At 73.2% G+C, this 26929-nt stretch carries 27 protein-coding genes; 9 read left to right on the top strand and 18 right to left on the bottom strand.

Annotated elements, in window-relative coordinates:
• The first annotated feature begins 16 nt into the window (after nt 1-16).
• On the top strand, nt 17-223 hold the full coding sequence (locus tag AB0N76_RS03735; RefSeq protein ID WP_363552764.1) for a hypothetical protein: 207 nt from the start codon (nt 17-19) through the stop codon (nt 221-223).
• Nucleotides 224-368: 145 nt separating this feature from the next.
• On the opposite strand, the gene AB0N76_RS03730 is transcribed toward AB0N76_RS03735, so the two are convergent.
• On the bottom strand, nt 369-1355 hold the full coding sequence (locus AB0N76_RS03730; RefSeq protein ID WP_363552762.1) for a formylglycine-generating enzyme family protein: 987 nt from the start codon (nt 1353-1355) through the stop codon (nt 369-371).
• Nucleotides 1356-1424: 69 nt separating this feature from the next.
• On the bottom strand, nt 1425-2867 hold the full coding sequence (locus tag AB0N76_RS03725) for a sulfatase (protein ID WP_363552760.1): 1443 nt from the start codon (nt 2865-2867) through the stop codon (nt 1425-1427).
• Between the two features lie 557 nt (nt 2868-3424).
• Here AB0N76_RS03725 and AB0N76_RS03720 point away from each other — a divergent pair.
• Nucleotides 3425-4069, top strand: a complete 645-nt coding sequence (locus tag AB0N76_RS03720) for an HAD family hydrolase (protein WP_363553046.1) — start codon at nt 3425-3427, stop codon at nt 4067-4069.
• Nucleotides 4070-4113: 44 nt separating this feature from the next.
• Here the strand turns inward: AB0N76_RS03720 and AB0N76_RS03715 are convergent, their stop codons facing one another.
• The 6 genes from AB0N76_RS03715 to AB0N76_RS03690 form a co-directional block, all read right to left on the bottom strand.
• A complete protein-coding gene (locus AB0N76_RS03715; RefSeq protein WP_363552758.1) occupies nt 4114-4899 on the bottom strand; it encodes an alpha/beta fold hydrolase in 786 nt (261 codons plus the stop codon).
• A gap of 133 nt (nt 4900-5032) precedes the next feature.
• Complete coding sequence (locus tag AB0N76_RS03710) at nt 5033-5707, bottom strand: phosphonatase-like hydrolase (protein ID WP_363552756.1); 675 nt, start codon at nt 5705-5707, stop codon at nt 5033-5035.
• Nucleotides 5708-5718: 11 nt separating this feature from the next.
• Nucleotides 5719-6840 carry a TIGR03364 family FAD-dependent oxidoreductase gene (locus tag AB0N76_RS03705; RefSeq protein WP_363552754.1) on the bottom strand — a complete coding sequence of 374 codons (1122 nt, stop codon included), beginning with the start codon at nt 6838-6840 and terminating at the stop codon, nt 5719-5721.
• Between the two features lie 152 nt (nt 6841-6992).
• Nucleotides 6993-7505 (bottom strand): pyridoxamine 5'-phosphate oxidase family protein, encoded by a 513-nt coding sequence (locus AB0N76_RS03700; protein WP_363552752.1) that lies wholly within the window; start codon nt 7503-7505, stop codon nt 6993-6995.
• A gap of 214 nt (nt 7506-7719) precedes the next feature.
• Entirely contained in the window at nt 7720-8424 is a 705-nt protein-coding gene (locus AB0N76_RS03695) for a phosphatase PAP2 family protein (RefSeq protein ID WP_363552750.1), read from the bottom strand.
• The gene (locus AB0N76_RS03690) at nt 8421-9044 is read right to left on the bottom strand and encodes a DedA family protein (RefSeq protein WP_363553044.1); all 624 of its coding nucleotides are present in this window, start codon (nt 9042-9044) and stop codon (nt 8421-8423) included. Before AB0N76_RS03690 ends, AB0N76_RS03695 begins: the two co-directional genes overlap by 4 nt.
• Nucleotides 9045-9277: 233 nt before the next feature.
• Here AB0N76_RS03690 and AB0N76_RS03685 point away from each other — a divergent pair, with 233 nt between their 5' ends.
• The 3 genes from AB0N76_RS03685 to AB0N76_RS03675 all read left to right on the top strand — a co-directional run bounded on the left by AB0N76_RS03685 (nt 9278) and on the right by AB0N76_RS03675 (nt 12881).
• Nucleotides 9278-9748 (top strand): BlaI/MecI/CopY family transcriptional regulator, encoded by a 471-nt coding sequence (locus AB0N76_RS03685; RefSeq protein ID WP_363552748.1) that lies wholly within the window; start codon nt 9278-9280, stop codon nt 9746-9748.
• Complete coding sequence (locus AB0N76_RS03680; RefSeq protein WP_363552746.1) at nt 9745-10860, top strand: M56 family metallopeptidase; 1116 nt, start codon at nt 9745-9747, stop codon at nt 10858-10860. The genes AB0N76_RS03685 and AB0N76_RS03680 overlap by 4 nt, the downstream gene beginning before the upstream one ends.
• Nucleotides 10861-11306: 446 nt before the next feature.
• On the top strand, nt 11307-12881 hold the full coding sequence (locus tag AB0N76_RS03675; protein ID WP_363552744.1) for a GAF domain-containing protein: 1575 nt from the start codon (nt 11307-11309) through the stop codon (nt 12879-12881).
• Between the two features lie 58 nt (nt 12882-12939).
• On the opposite strand, the gene AB0N76_RS03670 is transcribed toward AB0N76_RS03675, so the two are convergent.
• Complete coding sequence (locus tag AB0N76_RS03670) at nt 12940-13347, bottom strand: SsgA family sporulation/cell division regulator (protein WP_363552742.1); 408 nt, start codon at nt 13345-13347, stop codon at nt 12940-12942.
• Nucleotides 13348-13848: 501 nt separating this feature from the next.
• Here AB0N76_RS03670 and AB0N76_RS03665 point away from each other — a divergent pair.
• The 3 genes from AB0N76_RS03665 to AB0N76_RS03655 all read left to right on the top strand — a co-directional run bounded on the left by AB0N76_RS03665 (nt 13849) and on the right by AB0N76_RS03655 (nt 17446).
• On the top strand, nt 13849-15384 hold the full coding sequence (locus tag AB0N76_RS03665) for a hypothetical protein (RefSeq protein ID WP_363552740.1): 1536 nt from the start codon (nt 13849-13851) through the stop codon (nt 15382-15384).
• A gap of 245 nt (nt 15385-15629) precedes the next feature.
• Nucleotides 15630-16883, top strand: a complete 1254-nt coding sequence (locus tag AB0N76_RS03660) for a TerD family protein (protein WP_363553042.1) — start codon at nt 15630-15632, stop codon at nt 16881-16883.
• A 71-nt stretch (nt 16884-16954) separates the two neighbouring features.
• Nucleotides 16955-17446, top strand: coding sequence for a GNAT family N-acetyltransferase (locus AB0N76_RS03655; RefSeq protein ID WP_363552738.1), 492 nt, complete (start codon nt 16955-16957; stop codon nt 17444-17446).
• Nucleotides 17447-17464: 18 nt separating this feature from the next.
• On the opposite strand, the gene AB0N76_RS03650 is transcribed toward AB0N76_RS03655, so the two are convergent.
• The 6 genes from AB0N76_RS03650 to AB0N76_RS03625 all read right to left on the bottom strand — a co-directional run bounded on the left by AB0N76_RS03650 (nt 17465) and on the right by AB0N76_RS03625 (nt 21336).
• The gene (locus AB0N76_RS03650; protein ID WP_363552736.1) at nt 17465-18160 is read right to left on the bottom strand and encodes an RraA family protein; all 696 of its coding nucleotides are present in this window, start codon (nt 18158-18160) and stop codon (nt 17465-17467) included.
• A gap of 83 nt (nt 18161-18243) precedes the next feature.
• Nucleotides 18244-18963: a hypothetical protein gene (locus AB0N76_RS03645; RefSeq protein WP_363552734.1), complete on the bottom strand. Its 720-nt coding sequence runs from the start codon at nt 18961-18963 to the stop codon at nt 18244-18246.
• 23 nt (nt 18964-18986) lie between these two features.
• On the bottom strand, nt 18987-19679 hold the full coding sequence (locus AB0N76_RS03640; RefSeq protein WP_363552732.1) for a pentapeptide repeat-containing protein: 693 nt from the start codon (nt 19677-19679) through the stop codon (nt 18987-18989).
• Nucleotides 19680-19749: 70 nt separating this feature from the next.
• Nucleotides 19750-19929, bottom strand: coding sequence for a multiple cyclophane-containing RiPP AmcA (gene amcA, locus AB0N76_RS03635; RefSeq protein WP_363552730.1), 180 nt, complete (start codon nt 19927-19929; stop codon nt 19750-19752).
• A complete protein-coding gene (gene amcB / locus AB0N76_RS03630) occupies nt 19926-21071 on the bottom strand; it encodes a cyclophane-forming radical SAM peptide maturase AmcB (RefSeq protein ID WP_363552728.1) in 1146 nt (381 codons plus the stop codon). The genes amcA and amcB overlap by 4 nt, the downstream gene beginning before the upstream one ends.
• Nucleotides 21072-21108: 37 nt before the next feature.
• On the bottom strand, nt 21109-21336 hold the full coding sequence (locus AB0N76_RS03625; protein ID WP_363552726.1) for a hypothetical protein: 228 nt from the start codon (nt 21334-21336) through the stop codon (nt 21109-21111).
• Nucleotides 21337-21950: 614 nt separating this feature from the next.
• Here AB0N76_RS03625 and AB0N76_RS03620 point away from each other — a divergent pair.
• Nucleotides 21951-23216: a transcriptional regulator gene (locus tag AB0N76_RS03620; protein ID WP_363552724.1), complete on the top strand. Its 1266-nt coding sequence runs from the start codon at nt 21951-21953 to the stop codon at nt 23214-23216.
• On the opposite strand, the gene AB0N76_RS03615 is transcribed toward AB0N76_RS03620, so the two are convergent.
• From AB0N76_RS03615 to pruA, 3 genes are all read right to left on the bottom strand, one after another.
• Nucleotides 23197-23856 (bottom strand): HAD family hydrolase, encoded by a 660-nt coding sequence (locus tag AB0N76_RS03615; RefSeq protein ID WP_363552722.1) that lies wholly within the window; start codon nt 23854-23856, stop codon nt 23197-23199. The genes AB0N76_RS03620 and AB0N76_RS03615 overlap by 20 nt on opposite strands.
• Before the next feature lie 326 nt (nt 23857-24182).
• Nucleotides 24183-25112, bottom strand: a complete 930-nt coding sequence (locus AB0N76_RS03610; protein ID WP_363552720.1) for a proline dehydrogenase family protein — start codon at nt 25110-25112, stop codon at nt 24183-24185.
• Nucleotides 25113-25242: 130 nt separating this feature from the next.
• Nucleotides 25243-26871 carry an L-glutamate gamma-semialdehyde dehydrogenase gene (pruA, locus tag AB0N76_RS03605; RefSeq protein ID WP_363552718.1) on the bottom strand — a complete coding sequence of 543 codons (1629 nt, stop codon included), beginning with the start codon at nt 26869-26871 and terminating at the stop codon, nt 25243-25245.
• Nucleotides 26872-26929: the final 58 nt, after the last annotated feature.

Raw genomic sequence — 26929 nt, 5'->3', positions numbered from 1 at the left:
GAAAGGGGCGATCGCCATGAGCGACCCCACCCCGTACACCCCCATGCCCGGCGAGCTGGTCCACGATCACCGCACGAACCGCACCGGCGTCCTCATGGACACCATCGCCGGGAAGTTGTACCTCCGGCCGCCCGGGGGCGGCATCGAGTGGACCGCCCATCCCACGCACATCGGCCGGCCGATGTCGCCGCCCGGATCGGTGGAGCGGCCCTCGGCGTCCTGATCAGCGTCGGGCTGGCGGCCATTGCCAGCCATCCGCTTCGGGCGGGCTTTCCCGGGGCGGCCAACTTCCTCTTCCTCGTCATCCTCTGCGTCAGCTCGGTATTGCTGACCACGGCCATCGGCAGGCGCGCCGGGCGGTGAGGCCCTCAGTGGGGCGCCCGGTCGGCCGCCACCCGGAAGCCGATGTTGCCGGCCGAGCTGTCGGGGGTGTTGGAGCTGCGGGCGGCCACCCGGTAGCGGTTGCAGTAGGAGTCGTGGCACAGGTGGGAACCGCCGCGCATCACCCGCGCCGTGCCGTCCGGCGGGCCGACGGGGTCGTGGCGCGGGCCGGTGCGGTGGAAGCCGGCGCTGAACCAGTCGGCGCACCATTCCCACACGTTGCCGACCACGTTGTAAAGCCCGAAGCCGTTCGGCCGGAACGCCGTCACCGGGGCCGTTCCCCGGTGACCGTCCGCCGCCGTGTTCACGGTCGGGAAGACGCCCTGCCAGATGTTGCACAAGTGCCGTCCGTCCGAGGTGAGTTCGTCGCCCCACGGGTAGCGGCGCTGCTCCAGCCCGCCGCGGGCGGCGTACTCCCACTCGGCCTCGGTCGGCAGCCGGGTGCCGGACCAGGCGCAGTAGGCCTGCGCGTCGTGCCAGGAGACGTGCACGACGGGGTGGTTCTGCCGGGTCGTGACGGAGGAGCCCGGCCCCTCCGGCGCCCGCCAGGTCGCCCCGGCCACCGCCCGCCACCACGGGACGGCGGCCACCGCGGGCGAGGAGGCGACCAACTCCCTCGACAGGAAGCCCTCGAAGACGTAGGAGAAGCCGAAGGTCTCGGCCTCGGTGCGGTGGCCGGTGGCCTTGACAAAGGTCGCGAAGGCGGCGTTGGTCACCGTGGTCGGGGCGATCCGGAACGGGCTCAACTCGACGGCACGGACCGGCCCTTCGCCGTCGGCGGGGTAGCCGGTCCGGTCGTCGGTGCCCATCAGGAACCGCCCGCCGGGCAGGTGGGTGAGCTGCCGGGCGACCCGCGAGACCGGCGGGGCCTGAGGGGCCCGAGGGGCGGCGAGCGCCACCGCGACGGGGCCGGCGGGGCCGGCGGGGCCGTCCGCCCCTCGACCGGGGGTGCAGCAGGATTTGGTGGTTGCCACAGGGATTCCTCGTGATTCGCAGGATGGTGGGGCGGCGGCGGCCACCGCCGCCCCACCGCCGTCAGCCGGTCAGGCGACCCGGTCGGCGTTCAACTGCGCCGCCAGGCCCGGGATCCCGAGCGCCTGCTCCTGCTGCTGCGTCGCCTGGTACAGCAGGTTGCTGAGCTGGTACGGGTCGCCCGCCAGGTCGTAGTACTCGCGGAACTTCACCTCCCCCGTGCCGGACACCGTGCCGTTCGCGTCGGTGTGCAGCGCGTAGTACTCGGTGTACTGCTTGTCCTTGGCCACGTACGAGGACCAGGTGGGCGGGCCGCCCGCCGCCGTCCCCTGCTTCCACCACTCCACCAGCAGGTGGTCCCTGCTGTACGCGGTCAGCAGCGAGTGCCCGTCCTGTGGGGTGTCGGGCGTGATGCCGACGGCGTCGAGGATGGTCGGGGCGATGTCGATGTTGGCGACGACCCGGTTGTCGACGGTGCCCGCGCCGAGCCCGCCGGCCGGCCAGGAGAGGTAGAACGGCACCTCGTGCGCCGGGGAGTAGGGCACGGACTTCTTCAGCCAGCCGTGGTCGGCCCAGGTGTAGCCGTTGTCGCCGATGTAGATGACGAGGGTGTTCTCCAGCTGGCCGAGCGCGACCAGCTTGTCGTGGATGGCCTGCACGGCGTCGTCGACGGAGAGCAGGGTGCGCAGCTCCCGCTGCCGCACGGCCTGGCCGTCGGCCAGGGTGGCGGTGGCGTTCTGGATGTAGGCGGGCTTGTCGCTGCGGTCGTTCTCGGGCACCGAGGGGCGCCCGTTCCACGGCGGGACGACCGTGTTGGCGTACTGGGCCGCCGGGGTGTTGGGCTCGTGCGAGGCGTACGGGGTGACGTAGGCGAACCACGGTCGGGTGTCGGTGGCGGCCTTGTCGAGGAAGGACAGGGCGCGGTTCTTGATGATGTTGGTGGTGTAGCCGGGGAGGGTCTGGACGGCGCCGTTGATGTTCCAGTTGGCGTCCACGTACGCGGGCTGGAGCAGCGCCCACTCCTCGAAGTGCGGCGGATTGTCCGCCAGCGTCCAGGAGTTGAGGTACTTGCCGAACAGCCCGGTGCGGTAGCCGGCCTGCTTGAGGTAGCGCTGCACGGTGGTGTGCTGGTCCAGGCTGTACGAGGCGCCGTTGTTGCGGACGCCGTGGTTGTGCGCGTAGCGGCCGGAGAAGACGGACGACCGCGAGGGCGCGCAGAGCGGCGTGGTGACGTGGCCGTTGGTGAAGCGGACGCCGTGGCCGGCGATCCAGTCGACGATCTGCGGGGTGGCCCACTCGGTGTGCTTGGGCTGGTCGTCGGTGACGATCAGCAGGATGTTGGGCCGGGCGGCGGTGCCGGCCGCGGCCGCGGGGCCCGCGCCGGCCAGCTGGAGCGCCGTCGGGACGGCGGCGGTGGCGGCGACGGCCGCAGCAGCCCCGAGGAAGCCGCGCCGGCCGACCCGGGGCGAACCGTCCGCCGTCGAATCGTTCGTGGATTCACTGGTCTCGCTCATCGAATTCCCTCCATGCTTTTTCGCTGGTTCCGGCTCCGGCCGCCCCGGCGCAATCCCGGGACAGCAGATCGGGAACCCTTTACCGGGAAGCGGAAATCCGGCCCACAATGCGTCGACGCCCGTACCCCGGACAGCACTCACGGGCGCGCGAGTCACCGGCATTCCGCCTGAAAGGAACCGGGGTGCCCCGCCGACCTGCACGAACCGTGCGGGTACGGGTCACCCCGAGGTGTTCGGCGCGGTCCGGCCGTCCCCGTCCATCCCGCCGGGAACGGCCGTCCGACTCACGCCGGTTCGGCTGTACAGAGGGCGCTCGCCTGCCGTCCGAAATCGACGTGCCGGCGAGCAGCCAGGAACTCTCCAGCTGCCATGCGTGCGACTTTAGGAGTGTGCGGGAAGTGCTGGCAATACCCCGGCGCATTTGTGTCGGCGGTATGTCGGATATCGGGCCGCACGTTTCTCCGTGTCAACGCCGGTCACCTCCGGCTATCCTGCCGGTCGTGATCACTTCAACGGGAACTTCAACGGAAGCTTCGACGGAAGCCTCAACGGAACCGATACGACTCGTCATCTTTGACTGCGACGGCGTCCTGGTGGACAGCGAGCGGATCGCCGCCCGCGTGCAGGTCGCCCTCGGCGCCGAGTTCGGCTGGCCGCTCACCGAGGCCGAGGTGATCGAGCGGTTCATCGGCCGCTCCCAGGCGTCCATCCAGGAGCAGATCGCCGACCGGCTCGGCGCGGAGACCGCCGACCGCTGGTGGGCCGAGTTCGTCCGGCACCACACCGAGGCGGTGGACACCGGCCTCACCGCCGTCGACGGCCTGCCGGAGGCGCTCGACGCGATCACCCTGCCGACCTGCGTCGCGTCCAGCGGCTCGCACTCGAAGATGGCGCACACCCTCGGCCGGACCGGCCTGCACCACCGCTTCGCCGGCCGGATCTTCAGCGCCACCGAGGTCGCCCGCGGCAAGCCGGCCCCGGACCTCTTCCTGCACGCGCCGCAGCGGATGGGCGTGCCGCCGTCCGCGTGCGCCGTCGTCGAGGACAGCGCGCCGGGCGTGCAGGCCGCGCGCGCCGCCGGCATGCGCGCCTTCGGCTACGCCGGTGGCCTCACCCCGGCGGACCGCCTGGCCGGTCCGGGCACCGTCGTCTTCGACGACATGCGCGACCTGCCCGCCCTGCTCACGGCCGCCGCCGCCTGAGCCGTGTCCCCCGCCCCGCCTTCCTCGCGGGGGCGTCGGCCCGCTCAGCTCGCCGCCGCGTGCACGTCCCCGATCAGGCGGGTGACGGCGTCCGGCTCGCGCAGCGTCGGGTAGTGGTCGGACCCCGCGAGCCGGACCAGCCGGCAGCCGGGGATGCCGGCCGCCGTCTCCTCGTTGCAGCGCCGCACCTCGGGCCGGTCCAGTTCGCCCAGGGCCAGCGCGGCGGGCACGGCGATCTCGCCGAGCCGGTCGAGGGCGGACGGCTCGGCCTCCTGGCGCCCGACGGCGGCGAACCAGGCCGGCAGGGCGCCCCTGAGCAGGGCGGCAGCGACCGGATCGGCCTCGGGGGTGCCGCCGCCGGCCGCGCCCCACTGGCCCAGCCCGTAGCGGACGATGCCCTCCAGGTCGCCGGCCTCGGCCAGCCGGCCGATCTCGGCGTACATCTCGGGGGTGGTCAGGTCGACCCCGTTCACCCCGGGGACGATCAGCGCGAGGCCGGCCACCCGCTCGGGGGCGTCCAGGGCCAGGCTGATCGAGGTGGCGCCGCCCATGCTGCTGCCGACCAGCACCGCCCGCTCCAGGGCGAAGTGGTCGAGGACCGCGGCGAGGTCCCTGACCAGGGAGTACGCGGCGGTGGGCAGGGGCGAGCGCCCGAAGCCGCGGGCGTCATAGCGGATCACCCGGTGGCGCGCGGCGAGCGCCGGCCGGACCGGGTCCCAGATCTCGGAGTCGCCGACGCCCGGATGGACCAGGACCAGCGGCAGTCCGTCCCCGCCGCCCGAATCCTCCGCCCAGACCTCACCGCCGTCGACCTTCACCATGGTTTCCATGCCTCCAGTCTGACGGGGCGACGGCCACGCACAAGTGCGCGAACGCGCGACGGCGGGGCGGGCCACCAAGGCCCACCCCGCCGTCGCGCGTTCCGTCCGGTCTGATCGACCCAGGCCGACCGGGCCCCGCCCGTCAGCCCAGCAGTGCGGGCAGCTCGGCGATCGAGGCGAGCACGTGGGTCGCCCCGTCCGCGCGCAGGCGCTCCGCGCCGTGGGCGCCGGTGAGGACGCCGGCCACCACCGAGGCCCCGGCACGCGAGCCGGTCAGCATGTCGTAACCGGTGTCGCCGGCCACCGCGATCTGGCGGACCGAGTCCGTCCCGGTGCGCAGCAGCGCGGTGAGCGCGAGGTCGGGGTACGGGCGGCCGCGGCCGGCCTCGGCGGGGCACAGGGTGAGGTCGGCGACGGACTGCCAGCCGAGCGCGGCGAGGATGCGGTCCTGGGTGGACCGGGAGAAGCCGGTGGTGAGGACCACCTTCCGGCCCTGGCCGCGGAGTTCGGCGATGGCCTCGGCCGCGCCGGGCAGCGCGGCGCAGTGGCCCGCGTCGACGAGGTCGTGGTAGGCGGCCTCGAAGGCGGTGTTCGCCCGCTGGGCCTTCTCCTCCTCGCCGAACAGGTGCCGGAAGACGGAGATCTTGGACTCGCCCATGGTGGCCCGGACGTGCTCCAGCATGCGGGCGTGCTCGGGGCTGCCGGCCTCGACGCCGAGCGTGCCGGCGGCGGCCTGGAAGGCCTGCTCGACCAGGCCGTCGTCGGCCACGGTGGTGCCGGCCATGTCCAGGACGACCAGGCGGATGTCGAACGACATGTCAGTTTTCCTTAGAGGTTGGCGAGTTCGGCGGTGGTCTCGGCGATGGCGGGCGAGCAGGTCATGCCGCGGCCGCCCGGGCCGGTGACCAGCCAGACGCCGTCGCGGACGCGTTCGCGGTGAACAACCCTGGTGGTGTCGACGCACTGCGCGTACACCCCGGCCCAGCGGCGGCGGATCCGGGGCAGCGGCCGGCCGAGCAACTCCTCGGCGACGCCGACCAGGTGGTCGTACGGGTCCTCGACCACGTCGAAGCCGAACGGCTGGTCGTACTCGTGGGTGTCGCCGATGGTCAGGCCGCCGTCCCGGCGCTGGACCATCAGCAGCTGCATCTTGTGCTCGGCGGCGACCGGCGGCTGCGGCTGGACGTCCTTGAGCCGCTCCAGCGCGTCGCCCGCGAAGGCCGGGTAGTAGCGGAAGGAGTCGCCGTCGGCGACCGAGGTGGTCAGCGGCTCGTCCAGCGGGTCGGTCTGCATCATCTGCAACCGCACCTTGCGGAGCGGGAGTTCGGGGGCGAGCTCACGGACCAGCCCGCCCAGCCAGGCGCCGGTGCAGAGAATGACGAGGTCGCCGGTGTGGACGTCGCCGTGGTCGTCCCGCACCGCGTTCTCGCCGATGACGTCGCGGACCTCGCGTCCGGGCAGGAAGGTGTACCGGCCGGTGGCGGACAGCGCGGCGCGCAGGGCGGGCTGGGCGGTGCGCGGCTCGACGGCGGCGTCCCGCTCGCACCACAGGGCGCCGAGCAGCTTGCCGCGCAGGGCCGGGTTGGCGGCGCGGGTCTGCTCCGGGTCGAGCAGCCGGTAGCCGCGGGCGGCGGCGTCGGGCAGGGTCAACGCCTGTTCGGCGACGGCGAGTTCGGCCTCGCTGCGGATCGCGGTGAGCGAGCCGTTGGCGCGGAAGCCGAGGTCGGGCACCTGGCCGCCGATCCGCTCCCACAGTTCGCGGGCGCGCAGCGCGGTGTCCAGCTCCTCGCCCTGCGCCCGGCCGCTGACCCAGACCAGGCCGAAGTTGCGCACGGAGGCGCCGCGCGCCTCCGCCTCGCGCTCCAGGTGGACGACCTCGTGGCCGCGTTCGACGGCCTGCCAGGCGTGCATGGTGCCGAGCACGCCTGCTCCTACGACGATGACTCTCATGCGGCCAGGCTGATGCCGCCAGGTGTCCGACGGGAGTCCGAACGGCGGCCCGGAGATGAACCGGTCGAAAAGTTGTACAGCCAACCTGGCCGCTGGGCCTGCGGGCCCCGGGGGAAGGCGGGCCCGCCTCCGCCAGCGCCGGACGGTCGCCGTCAGCGCCGGACTGTCGCCCGCAGGTAGTGCCGACGGCCGAACTTCGGCTCGTCCACCGCCGTCAGCTCCTCCACCTGGAACCGGTACAGCGCCGCCGCCCCGCCCCCGGTCAGGAACTGCCGCCGCACCTCCTCGTCCTGCGCGAAGGCCGGGTACCGCCCCTGGTAGGCGTCCAGCGCCGCCTCCGCCTGCCGCCCCCACGCCTCGCCCGCGCTGCCGGCCAGCTGCAGGCCGCGCAACTGCTCGCCGAAGACCGGCGGCGGCAGGAACACGGTGGCCGCCGCCCGCGCCTCCTCCGCCAGGTGGTGGCTGTGCCGGGTGGCGCGCTCGCTGACGAAGTAGAGGACGAGGTCGTCGTCGTAGGCGAAGAACGCCAGGTTGGCGTGCGGGCCGTGCTCGTGGCCGGCCGTCGCGAGGGTGAGCACCATCGCCTCGGCCAGCAGTCCCTCGACGCCCTTGCCGAGCTCCTCGGCCGGCCAGTCCCCCTGGGTGATGTCGAGTCCGTACGGCATGAGCAGCACTTCCCTCCACTGGCTGGCCCGGCGCACGCGGCACCCCGGCCATGGCACGACTGAGCCGGGCGGACGTCCCCTTTCGAGGGGGCGCCGCGCCCGGCTCACATGCTCTACCTGCCTCCCCGGCCACACAAGGCCCGGGACGACACCCGGCCGCCGCCGGGTCCTGGTGCCGGATCCTGGTGCCGGGTCCTGGTGCTCAGCCCGCCGGTCAGTCCCGCCGGACGGCGACCGGTGCGTAGGGGGCCGCCGCGAGGACGGCGGAACCGGCGCCGAGCAACGGCCGCAGCGGACCGCTGCGGGCCCGGTCGACCAGCGGCCCGGCCCGGCCGGCCACGAGCACCAGCGGCACCGCGGCCAGGACCCCGACCACCGCGCCGACCAGCACGTCGTGCGGGTAGTGCACGCCGACCCACACCCGGGAGGCCCCCATCAGCACGGCCGCGACCCCGGCGACCGCCCCGATCCGCCGGTCGGCGAACCAGAGCGCCGCGGCGGCCGCGAAGGCGATCACCGTGTGGTTGCTCGGGAAGGACCAGTCACCGGCGCCCGGGCAGGCCTCCAGGGTGTCGCGCACACCGAGCTGGGCGCACGGCCGGACCTCTTCGACCACGCCCTTGAACCCGGAGTTCACCGCGTACGCGACCACCACGATCAGCGGCGAGGCCAGCACCCGGGCCATCACCGCCGGGGCCGCGCCGCGCGCCCGCCACCAGGCGGCGAGCATCAGCAGCGCGAACAGGCCGAGGCCCAGCAGCGACCAGACCTCCACCACCTGGTTGAACCAGTGCGGGGCGGCGTCGGCCCAGCCGACCACCCGGCTGTACAGGCCGCCGTCGATGCCGCTGCCGTCGAAGGCGGCCAGTTCGCGGGCGGGCTCTTGGGCGACCGGGACCACCGGGACCAGTGCCGTCATCGACCGTCACCACCATGACGCCGGGCCCGCCGGGCGCGGAACACTTCGAGAACAATCGGAAGCATGGAGACAACTACTACCAGACCGACGATCGGTAGCAGATAACGGTCGATATCGGGTACGGACGAGCCGAGCCCGTACCCGGCGAGCACCACCCCGACGGTCCACAGCGCGCCGCCCGCCACCTGCCAGAAGGTGAACGAGCGGAGGGGCACGTCGAGCACGCCGCAGAGCGGGTTCAGTACGGTCCGGACCACCGGGACGAACCGGGCCAGCACGATCGCCTTGCCGTGCCCGTACCGGGCGAGCAGTTCCTCGGCGCGCACCACGCCCTCCTGGAGGCTGCGCCGCCGCGACCGGCGGAGCAGCGCCCGTCCGCCGCGCCGCCCGATCAGGTACCCGACCTGCGCTCCGGCCAGCGCCCCGACGAGCGCGGCCGGCAGCACCTGGGCGAGCTCCAGCCGCGGGCCCCCGGTGGCGCCGGGAACGCAGAGCAGGCCGGCGGTGAAGAGCAGCGAGTCGCCGGGGAGGAAGAAGCCGACCAGCAGCCCGGTCTCGGCGAACAGGACGACCGCGATGCCGAGCGCGCCGAAGGCGGCGAGCAGCGAGGAGGCGTCCAGCGGATTGACGGCGAGCGGGGCGGCGGCGGCGAGTGCGGGGCCGGCGAGCGGGGTACCGGCGGGCGCCGCTCCGCCGATGAGGGCGGGTGCGAACGCCAGAACGGCGGATGGCTGGAGCAAGGCTGGCGGACCTCCCGTACGTTGGTGGGCGGCACCGCTGGGCACGCCCCGACCGTCTACAATCACGTAGACGGTCTACATGACTGTAGACGAAACCTGGAGGAACCGTCGCAATGTCCGACGTACCGTCCGCCCGCCGGCCCGCCGGGGAGCTGGAGGCCGAGGTACTCGCCGCCCTCTGGGCCGCGGACCGGCCACTGACGCCGCAGGACATCCAGGCCGCCCTCGGCGCCGACCTCGCCCGGACCACGGTCGCGACGATCCTGGCCCGGCTGCACGACAAGGGGACGGTGCACCGCACCCGCGCCGGACGCGGCTACGCGTACACGCCCGCCGTCGCGGACCCGGCCGGACTGGCCGCCCGCCGGATGCACGCCGAGCTGGGACGGGAGACCGACCGCTCGACCGTGCTGGCCCGGTTCGTCTCCGACCTCTCGGCCGAGGACGAGCGGCTGCTGCGCGACCTGCTCGGGGACGAGGCCGCCGCGCCGGGCGTCAGCCCCCCGGCCCCGACTCCGACCCCGGCCCCGGCCCCGGCCCCGGCCGCCGGTGGGCCGGGCGCGGACGGACGGACCGCGCGGTGATCGTCGCGGTCTGGGCGCCGCTGCTGCTGCCGTTCCTCGCCGTGCTGCCCGCCCGCCGGCTCGCCGAGGCGCTGCCACCCCGGGCCGCCGCCTGGACGCTGGCCGGCACGGTGGCCGTACTGGCCGGCGGGACGCTCTGCTCGCTCGGACTGCTCACCGCCGCCGGACTCCTCCGCCTGCCGCCGGTCGCCGCCCTCGGCCACCTCTCGCTGCCCTGGCTGACCGCTGCCACCCCGCGCGTCGCCGGACCGGCCGCCGCACTGGCGGCCCTCGCGCTGACCGTCCTCGCGGCGCTGGCCCTCCGTGCCGCGCGGCACCGCCGGCACGACCTGCGCACCGCCCGCGCCGCCGTCGAAGCCGCCACCGCCACCGCCACCGCCCCGGACGCCACCCCGGATGCCCGCCCCACCCCCACCGCTGACCAGCATCCGGACACGCGCCCCCGACACGCATCCATGCGCCGGGCGCGCACCCCGTGGACCCAGCGCACCCGACTGCGGCTCACCACCCCACCCCCGACCGCACTCGCCGTGCTGCCCGACGAGCGCGCCGACGCCTTCGCCCTGCCCGGCCGACTCCCGCACCCCGGGCGACCCGCCGAACCGGGCCGGATCGTGGTCACCACCGGCATGCTCCGCGTGCTGGACGGCCCCGAACGCGCGGCGCTGCTCGCCCACGAACGCGCCCACCTGACCGCCCGCCACCACCTCTTCCTCTCGCTCGCCGCCCACGCCGCCGCCGTCCACCCGGCCCTGCGGGTGCTGCGCGCACCGCTGGGCTTCCACCTGGAGCGGTGGGCGGACGAGTCTGCCGCCGCCCGGGTCGGCGACCGCGCGGTGACCGCCCGCGCGGTCGGGCGGGCCGCGCTCGCCGCCGGACGTTCGCCCTGGCCGGACCGCCCCCGGCACGCCCCGGCGGCCCACGGCGGACCGGTCCCCCGCCGGGTCGCCGCACTGCTCCACCCGCGCCCCGCGCACCTCACCGCCGCCCGCCGGATCGCGGCCGTGGCGCTGGCCGGCTGCCTCGCCCTCACCGCGGCCGCCAGCCTGGACGCCACCGCCGACCTGCACCACACCGTCGAAGCCGCCCAGCGCGAGACCCCCACCCCCTGAGCCCCGCCCGCCGAGCCGCGCCCGCGCCCCGCAACCCCGCCCACCTCGGGCCGACCCCGAACCGCTCCCGGACCGCCCCCGAAAAATATGTAGACCGATCTACTTATGTAGACCGGTCTGCCGATAAAAAATATACCGACCGGTCTACATAAACTGCCCGCCTCGCCCGAAAATCTACCGATCGGTCTACATATTCCACCCGCCCCCTCCCTCACCCCACCCCCACTCGACCCTCACCCCACCCCCACTCGACCCCCACTCCACTCCCGCTCCATCCCCACCCCACACCTACACCCCCATGGCCATAACTGATTGGCATGTCCATTCTCATACCGCCAAGTATTCCGACTTGGCAGACCCCATCCCCAGGAACCGGTAGCGCCCGTACTCTTTCGTCAGCGCGTCGGCCCCGGCGCGCCCTCGGACGGCGGCGAGGAGCGAACCGAGTGCGGCAGCCAGCACGGCAGACCCGACGACCCGAACGTCGAACCCCGCAGACCGCGGCCGAGTCGGCCAAGGTCCGCGAGCGCGCCCTCGCCGACACCCCCGCCCACGGCAGCGCCCGGGACGCCGCCTCCCCCGACGACCCGCCGCTCTTCCACGCCCGCCCCGAGATCACCGACTCCTGGGCCCGCCTGCGCCGCCTCGGCCTCGACCCGGACGCCGGCGCCGTCGCCGTCAACCTCGGCCCCGCCGAGCTCGAACACCGCCGCCGCAGCAGCGGCCTCGACCCGCTCCTCCCCGTCCTCCGCGACACCCTGCTCGAACAGGTCGGCCAGCTCCCGCTGATCCTCGCCATCGCCGACGCCGAAGGCCACGTCCTCTGGCAGGAAGGCGAGCGCGCCCTGCGTCGCGGCGCCGACCGGATCGGCTTCCACACCGGCGCCCGCTGGGTCGAGGAGAGCGTCGGCACCAACGGCATCGCCGCCACGCTGCGCGCCCAGCGCCCGATGCACGTCCACTCCGCCGAGCACTACCTGCGCAGCCACCACACCTGGACCTGCGTCGCCGCCCCGGTGCACGACCCGGGCACCGGCCGGCTGATCGGCGCGATCAACCTCAGCGCGCCCGCCCACACCGTCCGCCCCTACCTGCTGCAGCTGACCATCACCGCCGCCAAGCTCGCCGAGACCGAGCTGCGCGCCCGCCGGCTCGAATCCCTGCACCACCTGCGCACCCTCGCCGCCCCGTTGCTGGCCCGGGTGAACGGCCCGGCCCTGGTGGTGGACGCGGCCGGCTGGACGGCCGCCGCCGCCGGTCTGCCGCCACCACCCAGGCTGCGCCTGCCCGCCGAGGGCTGGAGCTCGGCGGCCGTGCACTGGCTGCCGAGCCTGGGCGAGTGCGTGATCGAACCGCTCGCGGACGGCTGGCTGGTCCGCCCGATCCGGCCGCAGGACACCGCCCTGGCGTCCTCCGACTGCCCGGGCGGCCGGGGCGACGGTCCGGACGACGGCACCGTCGGCGGCCGCCGCACCGACGACCGGCTCGGCGGCGGCCTGCTCGCCGAGCAGGCCGCGGGCGCCCGGCTCCGGCTCGACCTGCGCCGCGCCGGCAGCCCCCAGCTGTCGGTGCGCGGCGCGGCGGGCAGCTGGTCGCACGCGCTCAGCCCGCGCCACGCCGAGCTGCTGCTCCTGCTCGCCACCGAGCGCGACGGCCTCAGCGCGGCGCAGCTGGCGGACGCGCTGTTCGGCGACCCGGCCCGGACGGTGACGGTGCGGGCCGAACTGTCCCGGCTCCGCCGCTACCTGGGCGGTCTGCTGGCGCACCGGCCGTATCGTTTCGCCGAGTCGGTGCTGGTCACCGTGGCAGGGCCGGAGGATCCGTACGACCTGCTGCCGACCTCCTCGGCACCGGCCGTGCGCAGGCTCCGCGCGGGGCTGCTCGGCGGCACCGTCCGACTGCCCGGCACGCCTCCGTTACCGGGCCCGCGCGCCCCGGGCGACGAGTCCGTGCCCCGTTCCCGGCCGGCCCGCACCGGTCCACCCCGGAGCCCCGTACCCGCCCACCCGACCGGCCACTGACCCCGTCACCCGTCCGACCTACGCAGGCCCGGGCGACCCCGAATCAGGCGACAGCGACTCAGGCGCCGCCGGCCAGCAGCTCGGACAGCTGGGCGTCGGTCGGCCCGAAGGCGCGCTCGGCCTCCTCCGACACCAGCGCGTAGGTCCGGTCCAGCCAGGACTGGACCTTCGGCTTGGACACCTCCAGCAGCGCGCTGCCGTGCGGCGATTCCAGCGCCAGGTGCAACGTCGAGCCGTGGCACGGACAGTAGGCCGGCCACAGCTTGACGTCGCCCTGACCGCTCAACGAGCACAGGCCGTCGCGCAGCAGTTCACGCGAGAACACCCAGTCGGCCTCGTCCGGCCGACCCAGGTGGAACGTCAGCAGCACTTCGTAAGGGCGCTCGGCGTCGAACCGGAACCGGGTGCGAACCTCTCCGACGACCTCCTCGCCCAACGAGATCCGCAGCGGCAGCACCTCCTCCACCGCCGCCGGAGCGGCGGTGGAGCCTGCCTCTTCGCCGCCCGTGGGGGTAGCGGCGAGAGGGGCACTGGAGGGTGCTGACAGCGGGTCGGGCGGCATGACGGTCTCTCCGGGACGGCGTGGGATGCCCTCAGACTGCGCCACGGACAACGGGTCGGCAAGGGTTGCAAGGAGGTTGCAACCACCCCCGGACCGGCCGCCGGACCCACCCCCTCGCCTTGTCGGACGGACCGTCAACTTCCGTTCGTCAAAGGGTTGTCCACGGATCGGATCGAATCGGTCCGAGGGCTGGCCACCGCCCGGGCGGCCGCTGGTACGCTCGTCCCCCTGCCGGCGCGCGCCCGCGCGCGAGTCCGGCGGACCCCGCACGCGCAGCCCCGGACGGTGCCCGGCCCGGCGGGCCGTCCGCCCGGTCGCCGGTGGCACCAGCGGCACCGGCGCCGCCGTCGGTACGTGGGAGAATGCGACGACCGCAACGGCGACTTCAGGGGAGGGAGGGGTCCGGTGGCTCTGTCCGAGGACACCGGGCAGGACGCGGCGTACGCGCACGACCGGCACCGCGAGCGGCACGGCCGGCACAGCCGCCCCAGGCCCTTCGGCGGCCGCCTCCGACTGCCCACGCTGCGGTTCTCCGGTGCCGCGATGGCGATGTCCACCGTGGTCGGCATCAGCATCGCCACCACCCTCCTGCTCAACGAACAGCAGGGCGTGGGACGGCGCGCCGGGGTCGCCCGGGTCGGTTCCAGCGCGCCCCCGCCCAGTTCGGCGGCCACGCCTGACAGCGGGTCCGGCACCGCGTCCGGCCACGGCACCACCGGCACCACCGGATCCACCGAGGCGGGGGGCCGCCCCGCGACCACCCCGCCCGCGCCGCACGGGACGGCGGGCACGTCCGGCGCCGCCGGTTCGCCCGGCCCGCACACGTCCGCCCCGGCCACGCCCCACCCGGGCGGCGCGCCGTCCGGGTTCCCGCTCGCCGAGGGCCCGGTGACCAAGCACGGCACCACCGACGAACCGTCCGACCGTCAGCCCGGCACCGGCATCCCAGGCAGCGGCACCTCCGGCACCGGCGCGGAGACCCTCGCCGACGGCCGACCGAACCGCCCCCGCCCCACCGACCAGCAGGCCGCCGGACAGCCCGCCGTCGGGCAGCCCCCTGTCGGCCAACCGGCCACCGAGCCGTACGCCGCCGACCAGCAGACGACGGCCGACCAGCCCGGCGCCCAGCCGTCCCCCTCCGCACCGGCCCCGTCGCCGTCCGCGTCCGTGCCCGCCCCCGCGCCGACCGCGCCCAAGCCGTTCGTTCCGGTGCCGAGCACCCCGACGCCCCCGCGCGACTGGAGCGGCGACACCCTCGGCTCCGCGACCGACGCCGGGGCCACCGGAACCACCGGGACCAGTGCCAAGGGCAACCCTGGCCCCACCGACGGCGCCCCCGTCGACAAGGGCAACCCGAACCCCCGCCCGTCCGCAACCGACGGCACCAACGCCACCGACACCGGCACCGGCACCAACACCACCGGCACCGCCGACGGAACCGACGCCACCGACCGGACCGACGACCAGGCCCTCGTCGGCGCCGCCCTGGTCCAGCCGCTCGGCCGCGACGGCACCCGGCACCTGCTCGCCCTCACCGTCACCGAGCCGCTCACCGCCCTGCAGGCCGAGTTCCGGCTCGCGCCCGGCACGCTGGCCCCCGGCTCCGGCACCGCCTGGACGGACCTCACCGGCGCCGTGGTCACCACCCACCAGGAGCGCGGTTCGGCGGTCTACCGCTTCACCACCCCGCCCGGCACGGACGTCCACCCCGGCCGCTACACCTTCGCCGTCCGCGGCTCCCGGAGCACCACCCCCGTCTCGGCCTCCCGGAGCAGCGCGCCCCAGGCCTCCGAGTCCTGGAACGCCGCCGCCTTCGGCATCGACCGCCCGCGCGCCGTCGCCGCCCTCGGCTCCTTCCCGGCCCCCGCCGCCACCTCGCCGAGCGCCAAGGCCCCGACCCCGGCGTCCCCGGCCCCCCGCACCACCGCGCCGACCCGCTGATCCACTGCCCCACCGCCCCATCTGCCCCACCCCTCCCGCGCCCCGACGCGCCCCTCCCGCGTCCCCAGCTCGTCCCCGGTCCGTCCCAAGTCCGCCACCGGTCCGACAACCCGACAGGTCAGCGCCCCGTTCGGGCTCATCCCGACCGGCTCGTTCGTTACTGTGGTCGCCAGTCGGCACAGCCGCCCCACCGCCGGGGCCGGCGCCGCACCACCGCATCCCAGGAGGAGTTCGTGTCCACGGTCCTGACCCAAGGCGGCAACGCCCCGCTGACCGCCACACGGGTGACCGTCGAGGTCACCGCACCCAAGGCACTGGACGTCTCGGGCCTGCTGCTGACCGATGCCGGAAAGGTCCGCTCGGACGCCGACTTCGTCTTCTACAACGCCCCGAACGGGCCCGGCGTGACCCACCGCCCGGCCTCCGCCGGTACCCCGGACGCCATCACCATCGACACCGCCGCCGTCCCGGCCGGCATCACCAAGATCGTGGTGACCGCCAGCCCCGACGAGGCCGGCGCGACCTTCGCGGGCATCGAGCCGACCGCGACCGTCCGGGACAGCGCCACCGGCGCGGTGCTGGTCACCTTCACCCCGCCGCCGCTCAGCCGGGAGACCGCGCTGGTCGTGGTCGAGGTCTACCAGCGCAACGGCGCCTGGAAGGTCCGCGCGGTCGGCCAGGGGTACGCCAACGGCCTGGCGGGCATCGCCACCGACTTCGGCGTCAGCGTCGACGACCAGCCGGCCCCGGCCCAGACCCCGGCCGCCGCCCCCGTCGCGCCCACCCCGCCCCCGGCGCCGGCCGCCTCGACCCCGCCGCCCGTCGACCCCCGGGTCGCCCTGGCCGCCGGCACCCCGCCGATGCCCCAGGCCGCACCCCCGGCCGCCCCGCCGGCCCCGCCTGCCGCCGCCCCGTCCCTCACCAAGGTCACCCTGGACAAGGGCCGGGTCAGCCTCACCAAGGGCGGCTCGGTCTCGCTGGAGAAGAACGGCAAGCCCTTCCTCTCCTCCGTCCGGATGGGCCTCGGCTGGGAGCCGGCCGGCCACGGCCGCAACATCGACCTCGACGCCTCCTGCATCGCCTTCGACGCCAAGCGCGAGAAGCTGGACACCGCCTGGTTCATGAAGCTGGGCATCTTCAACGGCGCCATCGCCCACTCCGGCGACAACCTGACCGGCGAGGGCGGCGGCGACGACGAGTCGATCACCGTCCACCTGAACGGCCTGCCGCCGGAGGTCTGCGGCCTGGTCTTCGTCGTGAACTCCTTCTCCGGCCAGAAGTTCACCGAGGTCAAGAACGCCTACTGCCGCCTGATGGACGCGTCCACCGGCCAGGAGCTGGTCCGTTTCGACCTCACCCAGTCCGAGGCCCACACCGGCGTGGTGATGTGCAAGCTGGTCCGCCAGTACTCGGGCGAGTGGGTGATGACCGCGATCGGCGAGTACGTCGACGCCAAGACCGCCCGCGCCATGGTCAAGCCGGCCGCCTCGATGCTCTGACGCACCGGCAGCCCGGCCGGGCCACGCGAAAACCGTTGGTGTTCTCGTGGCCCGGCCCGCATCATGTCCGGATGCTGATCAGGGAAGCCACCACCCAGGACTGGCCCGCCATCTGGGCCTTCTTCCACCCCATCGTCACCGCCGGCGAGACCTACACCTACCCGCTCGACCTCTCCTACGAGGACGGACAGGCCTGGTGGCTGCTCCCCGAGCCCAACCGCACGGTGGTCGCCGTCGACGAGACCACCGGCGCCGTGCTCGGCACCGCCAAGATGAACCGCAACCACATGGGCAACAGCGCGCACATCGCCAGCGCCAGCTACATGGTGGACCCGGCCCACGGCGGCCGCGGCGTCGGCCGCGCGCTCGCCGAGCACACCATCGACTGGGCGCGGCAATCCGGTTACCGCGCCATGCAGTTCAACGCGGTGGTCGCCTCCAACGAGCACGCGGTGAAGCTGTACGAATCCCTCGGCTTCACCATCACCGGCACCATCCCCGAGGGCTTCCACCACCCGGTGCACGGCTACGTCGGCCTCCACATCATGCACCGCCCCCTCTGACGCCACCCCCTGCTCCCCTCACTCCTCGATCGCGCCGCCGACCCTGCGCAAGTGCTGCCGAAAGCTGTAGCCGGGGTCGGCAGCACGCCGCTCCAGATAGTCATCGAACGCGGTCTGCCGCCGCAGCGTGTCCCCCGAGGTGATCCGCTCCGCCTGCGCCCGCTCGGTCCGCGCGATCGCAACAGCCGTCTCCACCACCTCCTCCACCCGCCCCGCCGGCACGAACAGCACCCCGTCCGCGTCCGCGAACACCACGTCCTCGGCACTCACCAGGTGCGGCCCGAACCGGGCCACCGTCAGCGCCTCCGGCTCCCGCTCGTCCAACCGCATCGGACCGAGCGGCAGCGCGCCGTAGCTGAACACCGGGAGCCCGATCTCCACCAGCTCCGCCGTGTCCCGGTGCAGCCCCCACACCACCACCCCGGCCACCCCGGCCGCCCGCGCCTCCAGCACGGCCAGGTCCCCGATGCACGCCTCGTCGACCCGCCCCCCGTTGTCGATCACCAACACATCCCCGGCCTCGGCCGCCCCGTACGCCTCCAGGAACACATCCACACTCCCGTAGTGCCGCACCGGCAACACCCGCCCCGCGACCCGCCCCCCGGCCACCACCCCGGACACCCCCACCGGCGCCGCCCGCAACCCCACCCCCACCCGCACACACGCATCCGCCACCAACGCCGTCGACAACTCCGCAAACCGCTTCAGTACCATGCCAACTCCTCGCTTCTTCAGCCCAGTTCACCGATCGGAATCCTACGCTCGACCCCCCTCCACACCGGCCGATCGACCCACGGTCAGACCATGCTCGGGAGCACTCCGCGTGGCCAGTGGCCGAGCCAGAAGGCGGCGGTCGACGGCTCGGGCTGGCCTTCGGTGGAGCCGTCGTGCGGCAGGAACTCCGTGGGGGCGAGGTAGCCCTCGCCCGGCTCCAGACGGAGGCGGTAGACGCGCATCCGGTGGCCGCCCGCGATGTAGGCGCGCAGGTCGTCCGTGTGCGGGTAGCGGGTGCCGGGGCTGGGGTGGACGGTGCGGCAGATCGTCCGAATGTCGGTGTCGCCGAGCAGCAGGTACCGGGTACCGGGCCCGAGGTTGACGCAGAGGCGGCGTCGTCCGAGGTGCTTGGCCTCGAAGGCCAGCTTGTCCCAGTTGTCGACGTGTAGGCCGATCCGCCGACCGTCGCGGTAGTTCGGAGTGGTGGTGAGGGACTTCGCCGGGCTGGATGCCCGGCCGAGGTGGACGGCCTCCGAGTCACCCAACGGATCGGCCAGCGAACCAAGGCCGGTCGGCACCGCCGGTCCATCCGGCAGCTTCACCAGCTCGACCAGCGTGCTGTCACGGGTGCGCGCGGTTGGCCGGAGCCGCCGCGCGAGATCAGCGGCGAGCGGCTCCCAGGCGCCGTGGGGTAGGACGGCTCCGTCCTCGTAGTCCGGATCGCCGTGGACGGCACGTACGCCGGCGACGTCGCACCGCGCGATGAGGGCGACAGGGCTCTGGTGGGCGATGGCGAGGTTCATTCCGGACTCCTCCCCGGTTGGGCTCATCGGCGGTCGTCGAGGGTGTCCGCGAACGTCACGTCCAGCTCGGCGACCAGGGCTTCGGCAAGCTCGCCCTGCTGGGCCCGGCCGATGATGACCTTGCTCAGGTTGGCCGTGCCCCGGACGCTTCTCAGATCGTTTCCGCGCAGATCGAGGTCCTGGTACTTGCCCCGGCCGAACTCGGTCAGCCGCAGACCGCAGGCGTCGACGACGGCCCGGCCGAGGTCGCAACCCCTGAACGTCGCCTCGTTCAGAACACACTTCGAGAAGGCGAGCGGGCCGGTGGCCCGCACCTGCTCGAAGGTGCTGTAGTCGAGCTTGCAACTCTCGAACAACACGTTGTCCAGGGTCACGCCGGTGAGCCGAGCACCCATCACTTTGCAGTTGCGGAAGACGACACGGGAGAACCTGGCATCAGCGATGCGAGCGTTGGCGAGATCACAGGTGTCGAACTCGACAGAGTCGAGACGGACTTCGTCGAGCCGGACGCGGTCGGCGCGGAGCCCGGTGACGCGCCCGGTGATGAGGCTGGCATCGGCGAGGTCCAGCTCCCGCAAGTCCGCGTCGGCGTACTGGAAGTCCTGGACGAGGCCCCGAGTGGAGTCGAGCGTGCTGACGTTGGACAGATAGAAGCCGGGCTCGCTCAGGTTCGGCAGGGCCACGGTGACGCGGCCGAAGGTGACGCTGCTGTCCACGGGGGCTTGCTCCGCTCTCTCGATTCCGAAGGCCCGGGCCCGCACCGCGCCGGTGCGGGCCCGGGCATCACTACTTCTTGCTCTTCTTCGACCAGTTGTCCCAGGTCGGCCGGTTGTCGAACGACGATCCGGCGTTGTCCCAGGTGGGTCGGTTGTCGAACTTGGCGGCCGCAGTGTCGGCAACGGTCCCGGCGGTCAGGTCGGCGACCACCGGGACGTCGGCGGCGGCCAGCAGTTCGAGAAGGGTCATCCGGTTTGTTCCTCTCGGACGGTATCGGACAGTGCGGTGACAAGGGCCTGCCTGGACACCCGGCAGTAGTCGGTCTCGGTGGTGTCCAGGCGACCGTTCTCGAAGTAGCGATTGCCGGCCTGCGCTCCCCGGCAGAAGCCGTAGAACTCACAGCCGGCCTCGCACTCGTCCAGGCCGGCCAGGAACTCACGCACGTACCGCAGTTCGTGCGCGCGCTCCAGCATGGAGCCGATGCTCAGCTCCAGGACGTTCCCGGCCCGGAAGTCCTCGTACGCCGGGTCCTTGATCCCGGCGAGCTCGGGCGACAGCAGTACGACGTCTCCGGCCGAGGAAACGGTCGGAATCGGGTCGATCAGCAGCTCGTCCCAGGCAGCCGGGCCGTCGGAGCGGACAGCCCGTAGGTAGCTGCCCAACCGGTCGACCTCGCGGACGGTCAGGACTCGGTGTCGGCGCGACCAGGCGATGGTGCGGCGCCAGAACTCGCGGGCCTGTTCGGCGGAGGGCACCGGGCGGTCGGTGTTGACGCCCTCCCGCTCCTCCATGTTGAGGCCGACCGTGTGGCAGCCTAGGTCAGCCATGAAGTCCAGCAGGCCCTCCGGGTCGCCGATGCTCCCCACGCCGACGACCGCGATCGCGGAGAACGGCACACCGTGGTCGCGCAGGCGGCCGATGCCCTTCATGATCCGGTCGAAGGCGGGGCGCCCGGCCCAGTCGACACGCTGGCGGTTGAGCACGGCCGGGCCGTCGATACTCACGCCGACCCGGAAGCCGTACGCGCTCAGGAAGTCGCACCACGCCGGAGTGATCAGGACGGCGTTGGTCTGCACCGAGTGCAGAACCAGCCCAACACGCCGAAGCGACTCGAACGGCGCCAACAGCTCGGCGAAGCGGCGGCGGCCGATGGCCAGCGGCTCACCGGCATGCCAGACGATCTCGACCGGCACCGCGGCGGAGGCGGCGTCGGCGAACTCGACGACCGACCGCGCCACCGCCTCGGCCACCTCGACGGACATCGGCGCACGCCGGTGCCGGTCAGGCAGGTAGCAGTATGTGCACTTGAGGTTGCAGAAGCCGTCCGGCTGGACGACGACCACCGTCGGGCGGTGGGCGATGCGGCGCTGATAGTGGGCCAGGGTCTGCATGGTGCGGACTCCTTCGCGAGCTCGGATGGATGAGGTCTCAACGCCAGACCGTGAGCAGCAGGACGCACACGATCACCAGAGCGGCGACCGAGACGGCGAACGCCGCCGCGAGTCGCACCGGATCGCGCTCGCCATGCCGCTCCGGCACCATCAGGCAACCCGGGTGCTCCACCAGGGCGATGTGCGGCGTCAGGTCCGCCAGGAACCTGCCGCGCAGCCAGGCCCCACAGTCCGGACAGCGTCCGAGCTCGATGTGCTCGCCCACGGCCGCCGGGCTCATGAACCGACCTCTGTGGAACGCCTGTTGCACGAGCAGCCGCGGGCGGAGCAGCAACAGCCCAGCGCGGCCGATCGCGCCTCGACCCGCAGTCCACCAGGGCATCCCCAGTGGGCGCCGAACAAGCACTCCGCACTGATGTAGCGGCCACCCCGGCGGGTGTCGAGGTGAACGACGCCACCGGTCGGCGCGTCCGGTCTCGCGACAACGACGGTCACTGTTCCTCCTCTGGAGCGGTTGAACAGGCAGGGTGCGCGACGACCGACCAGCCGAGCCCCGGCAGGTCCGGGAGGCAGACGTGGCCGTCCGGGACGAGCTCGCCGTCCCTGCCCTCACAGGCGATGCACGCGCGGCCGTCCTTCTGGGCCCGGCTGAACGGCACCGGCGCTGGGCGCACAGCTTTCCCCCTGCTCGCGGTAGGCCTTTGACGCCGGTCGGCGACAGAGACAATCGTCGTCCGCGATGCGGACTCCCTGAAGGCCCTACGGAGGACTCCTTCAGGACTCTTTTAGGACCTAGAGTCAGTCAGATGATCAGAGAGCCCCCCAAGAGGACGCTATAGCTCTAGAGTTGAGTCACCATCGGTACCTGCGGAGGACACCGTGCCCAACACCGCGCTGAAAGCCGCAAGGCAGGCCGCCGGCCACGCCAGCCAACAGGCCTTCGCCGACGCCCTCAGCAAAGCCGCCCGCCAGCTCGGCCTTCCCATCGTGGTGAGCGTCCGCCAGGTCAGGCGGTGGGAGTCCGACTCCCCACCCTGGCCGCAGGAGGACTACCAGCGACTCCTCACCCACGTTCTTCACCAGAGCGTTGAGGACCTCGGGTTCCGACCGCCGTGGGACAGGGGCACTCACCAGGGATCGACGCGCCCGAGCACCACCCCTGTCACACCGTCGGCGCCGACCGCACTCCGGGGTTCGCTGCCGCGACCGGTCGGCCTCGCTGGATCTCAGCCCGGCACCATCGGCGCCGACTACGCGATAGTCACCGAGGCCCACCGCCGCCTCTACCTCTCCGTCGCACCGGCCGTGCTCCACCGCGCCGTCGCGGAACACGCCGGTCTCGGCACCGCACTCCTCGGCGAGACGGCCGGAGTCGCCCGTCGCGTCCTCGCGTCCGCACTGGCCGAGTCGCTGCTGCTGCTGGGGCGGATCGAGTTCTTCGACCTACGGCAGCCGGAGGCCGCCGACTCCACGCTCGTACGCGCGCTCCAAGCCGCCGGCGAGGCGGACGACAGCCTCCTCGGCGCGGCCGTCCTCGCCCACAGTGCCTTCATCCCCGGATGGGTCGGCCGTCTGGCGGAGGCCCGTGAGCGAATGCTGGCGGCCCGCACCTACGCACGCCGGGCGCCCACCAGCGCCGACGTCCTCGCCTGGCTCGACGCGGTGGAAGCCGAATGTCTCAGTCGCTGCGGCGACCATCGTGGAGCGCTCGCCCTTCTGCGCCGCGCGGAGGACATCCTCGCAGCCGGAGGCGATGCGCTCAGCCCCGATTGGTTCACCTGGTTCTCGCCCGTCCGCCTGCACGCCTTCCGGGGCAACACGGAGTTGCTCGCCGGCCTGATCCCGCAGGCCCGCACCACCCTGGAGGGAGCGCTTGCCGAGCTCCCCAAGACCGACGGGAAGCAGCGTACGGTCCTCCTCGCGGACCTGGCTGCCGTCGAGGCCTCGGCCCGACATCCCGAGACGGCGTGCGCGCTTCTTGAGCAGGCGCTCGATCAGCTTGCCGTCACGTGGTACGCCACCGGCATGGAGCGCGTGCGCGACGCCCGTCGGGCGCTCACCCCGTGGCAGGACACGGCGGCCGTCCAGCGAGTGGACGACCGCCTCTACTCGTGGTCCGCGACCCTCAGCTCCCTGCAGCGTTGAACTTGCCGATCAGGTCAGGCAGTTCCGCCAGCGAGTCGATCCGGAAGGTGGCCTCGCCGGCGGCGGCGTCTTGCTGTTGGATCCAGCCCCACGGCCCGCGCCGGATCAACGCCGTCCGCATCCCCGCCCGTGCGGCGGGGAGCACATCGTTGTCGAGCCGGTCACCGACGTACAGGATCTCGCCCGGCTCGGCCGGCGCAACCTCAGCGACGCGCTCGAAGAACAGCGGGTCAGGCTTGCTGGCGCCCCAGTCGTCGCTGGTGCCGATCAGGTCGACATCGGTGGCGAACAGCGCGCGCAGGATCACACCCGCCCGGACGGTCTGGTTGCCCGCGATCGCCAGCCACAGGCCGTCCGCTCGCAGCTGAGCGAAGGCGGGCCGGACGTCGGGGTACAGGTCCTCCTCGCCGAAGGTCTCCGGCCGCCCTGCCGCGGCGCGCTTCTCCCGCTCCTCATACAGGTCGAAGCCGGGCCGGAACACCTGGAACGTCTCCCGGTAATCGCGCCCCTGCGCGATCACCGCGCCGAACTGGGCGACGAAGGTGTGTCTCGGCACCTGCAGCCAGTCCGCCCAAGTGCCGTACTCCCGCGTCTCGTCGACCAGGCACTCCCCGACGTCGAACACCACCGCACGAATCATGTCCGCAGCCTAGCTTCGGCTTTCGCAGGTCACGGCACAATTGATACGGCCAGCGGTGGAGCTGTTCAGCTCCGCCGCTGGCCGTCTGCCCTCGATGTCCCCGAGCCTGCAAGAGGCCGATACGGGGGCTTTCCGCAGCGTGGGAGATTCGGGCCACCAACTCGCACACGCGTGCGGAAGCCCGGCGACGGGAGCGGAGTGGCATCGCGCGGGCCAGCCACTGACCCGCCCCCGCGCCACGATTCCGCTCCGCCTCGCGCAAAACGCCACCGGCCCGCGTCCCCTCCCACACGGGGGGCGCGGGCCGTCGGGCCTGGGCGCGCGGGTCAGCCGCGGGTGGCCATGGCGCGGAGGAAGAAGGTGAGGTTGGCCGGGCGCTCGGCAAGGCGGCGCATGAAGTAGCCGTACCACTCCTGGCCGTACGGGAGGTACACGCGCATGGTGTTGCCCTCCTCGGCGAGGCGGAGCTGCTCCTCGGGGCGGATGCCGAAGAGCATCTGGTACTCGAAGGAGTCGCGCTTGCGGCCGTTCCACTGGGCCAGCTGGCCGGCGATCTTGATCATGTTGGGGTCGTGCGAGGCGATCATCGGGTAGCCCTCGCCGGCCATCAGGACCTTGAGCGCGCGGACGTACGCGAGGTCGACCTCGTGCTTGCCCTGGAAGGCGACCGACTCGGGCTCCTTGTAGGCGCCCTTGCACAGGCGCACGCGGGAGCCGGCGCCGGAGAACTCGCGGCAGTCGGCCTCGGTGCGGCGCAGGTAGGCCTGGAGGACGACGCCCAGCCAGGGGTAGTCGGCCCGCAGCTCGCGCGCGATGGCGAGGGTGGAGTCGGTGGTGGTGTGGTCCTCCATGTCGAGGGTCACCGTGGTGCCGGCGTCGGCGGCGGCGGCGCAGATGCGGCGGGCGTTCTCCAGCGCGATCTTCTCGCCGTCCACCGGGAGGAACTGGCCGACGGCCGAGAGCTTGACCGAGACCTCGGCGCCGGCGGCCAGGCCGGTCTCCTTGAGCGCCTTGAGCAGGTGCTCGTAGGCCTCGGCGGTGCCGGCGGCCTGGGCGGCGTCCTGGGTGTCCTCGCCGAGGTGGTCGAGGGTGACCTTGCGGCCGGTGGCGACCAGGTCGTCGCAGGCGGTGACGGCGTCGTCGAGGGCCTCGCCGGCGACGAAGCGCTCGACTATGGCGTGGGTCGGCGGGAACTTCTCGACCACGGTGCGGACCTGCGGGGAGCGGGAGGCCGCGAGGAGGGCGGAACGGAGCATCGTGACTCCTGGAGCTGGTGCTTCTAAGGGTGGCAGAAAGACGGGCGGCGGACCGGAAGGGTGGGGTCCGCCGCCCGTGAGGACGCCCGGCTGCGGGACCGGGGCGTCAGGGACCAAAAGTCCGGGGCACTCAGCCCATGTGCGGGTAGCGGTAGTCCGTCGGCGGGACGAAGGTCTCCTTGACCGAGCGGGTCGAGGTCCAACGGGCCAGGTTCTGCTTGGCGCCGGCCTTGTCGTTGGTGCCCGAGGCCCGGCCGCCGCCGAAGGGCTGCTGGCCGACGACGGCGCCGGTCGGCTTGTCGTTGATGTAGAAGTTGCCGGCGGCGTTGCGCAGCTTGCGCATCGCGTGCTGCACGGCCTCGCGGTCCTGGGAGATGATCGCGCCGGTCAGGCCGTAGGCCGACACCGACTCCATCTGGGTCAGCATCTCCTCGTACTTCTCGTCCTCGTAGACGTACACGGCCAGGATCGGGCCGAAGTACTCGTCGCGGAAGTACTCGCTCGCCGGGTCCTCGCAGACCAGGACGGTCGGGCGGACGAAGTAGCCGACGCTGTCGTCGTAGCTGCCGCCGGCCAGGACCTCGACCCGCGGGTCGGCCTGGGCGCGGTCGATCGCGGCCTTGTTCTTGGCGAAGGCGCGGTCGTCGATGACGGCCGACATGAAGTTCGACAGGTCGGTGACGTCGCCCATGGTGAGGCCGTCGACCTCGTCGCGGAACTCGTCCTTCAGCTCGGCCCAGATCGAGGCCGGGACGTAGGCGCGGGACAGCGCGGAACACTTCTGGCCCTGGAACTCGAAGGCGCCGCGGGTCATGGCGGTCTTCAGCACGGCCTTGTCGGCGGACGGGTGGGCGACCAGGAAGTCCTTGCCGCCGGTCTCGCCGACGATCCGCGGGTAGGTGCGGTAGCCGGCGATGTTGTTGCCGACCTCGCGCCACAGGTGCTGGAAGGTGGCGGTGGAGCCGGTGAAGTGGATGCCGGCCAGCTCCGGGTGCTTCAGCGCGACGGCGGAGACGTCCAGGCCGTCACCGGTCACCATGTTGATGACGCCCTTGGGCAGGCCGGCGGCCTCCAGCAGCTGCATCAGCAGGTGCGCGGAGAACTGCTGGGTCGGCGACGGCTTCCACAGCACCACGTTGCCCATCAGCGCCGGCGCGGTCGGCAGGTTGCCGGCGATGGCGGTGAAGTTGAACGGGGTGATCGCGTAGACGAAGCCCTCCAGCGGGCGGTGGTCGCTGCGGTTCCACACGCCGTCCGAGGAGACCGGCTGCTCGGCCATGATCTGGCGGGCGAAGTGCACGTTGAAGCGCAGGAAGTCGACCAGCTCGCAGGGGGTGTCGATCTCGGCCTGCTGGGCGGTCTTCGACTGGCCGAGCATGGTGGCGGCGGCCAGGGTCTCGCGCCAGGGGCCGGCCAGCAGGTCGGCGGCGCGCAGGAAGATCGCGGCGCGGGAGTCGAAGGAGAGCGCCTGCCAGGCCGGAGCCGCGGCCAGGGCAGTGTCGATGGCCTCCTGCGCGTCCGCCTGGGTGGCGTTGCGCAGGGTGCCGAGCCTCGCCGCGTGGTTGTGCGGCTGGACGACGTGGAACTCGGTGCCGCCGCCCATCCGGCGCTCACCGTTGATCGTCATGGTCAGCTGGACCGGCTCCTGGCCGCCCAGCTCCTTCAGCTTGGCCTCCAGACGGGCCCGTTCCGGGCTGCCCGGGGCGTAGCTGTGGACCGGCTCGTTCACCGGCGCGGGGACCTGGGTCACAGCATCCATGAGCGCACGCTCTCCTTCGTTTCTTGCGGGGGGATGTCGTCGCGGGTCGCACGACGGC

Source organism: Kitasatospora sp. NPDC093806 (genome assembly GCF_040683335.1).
Lineage (GTDB): Bacteria > Actinomycetota > Actinomycetes > Streptomycetales > Streptomycetaceae > Kitasatospora.
This window is presented reverse-complemented; position numbering and strand designations above follow the sequence as displayed.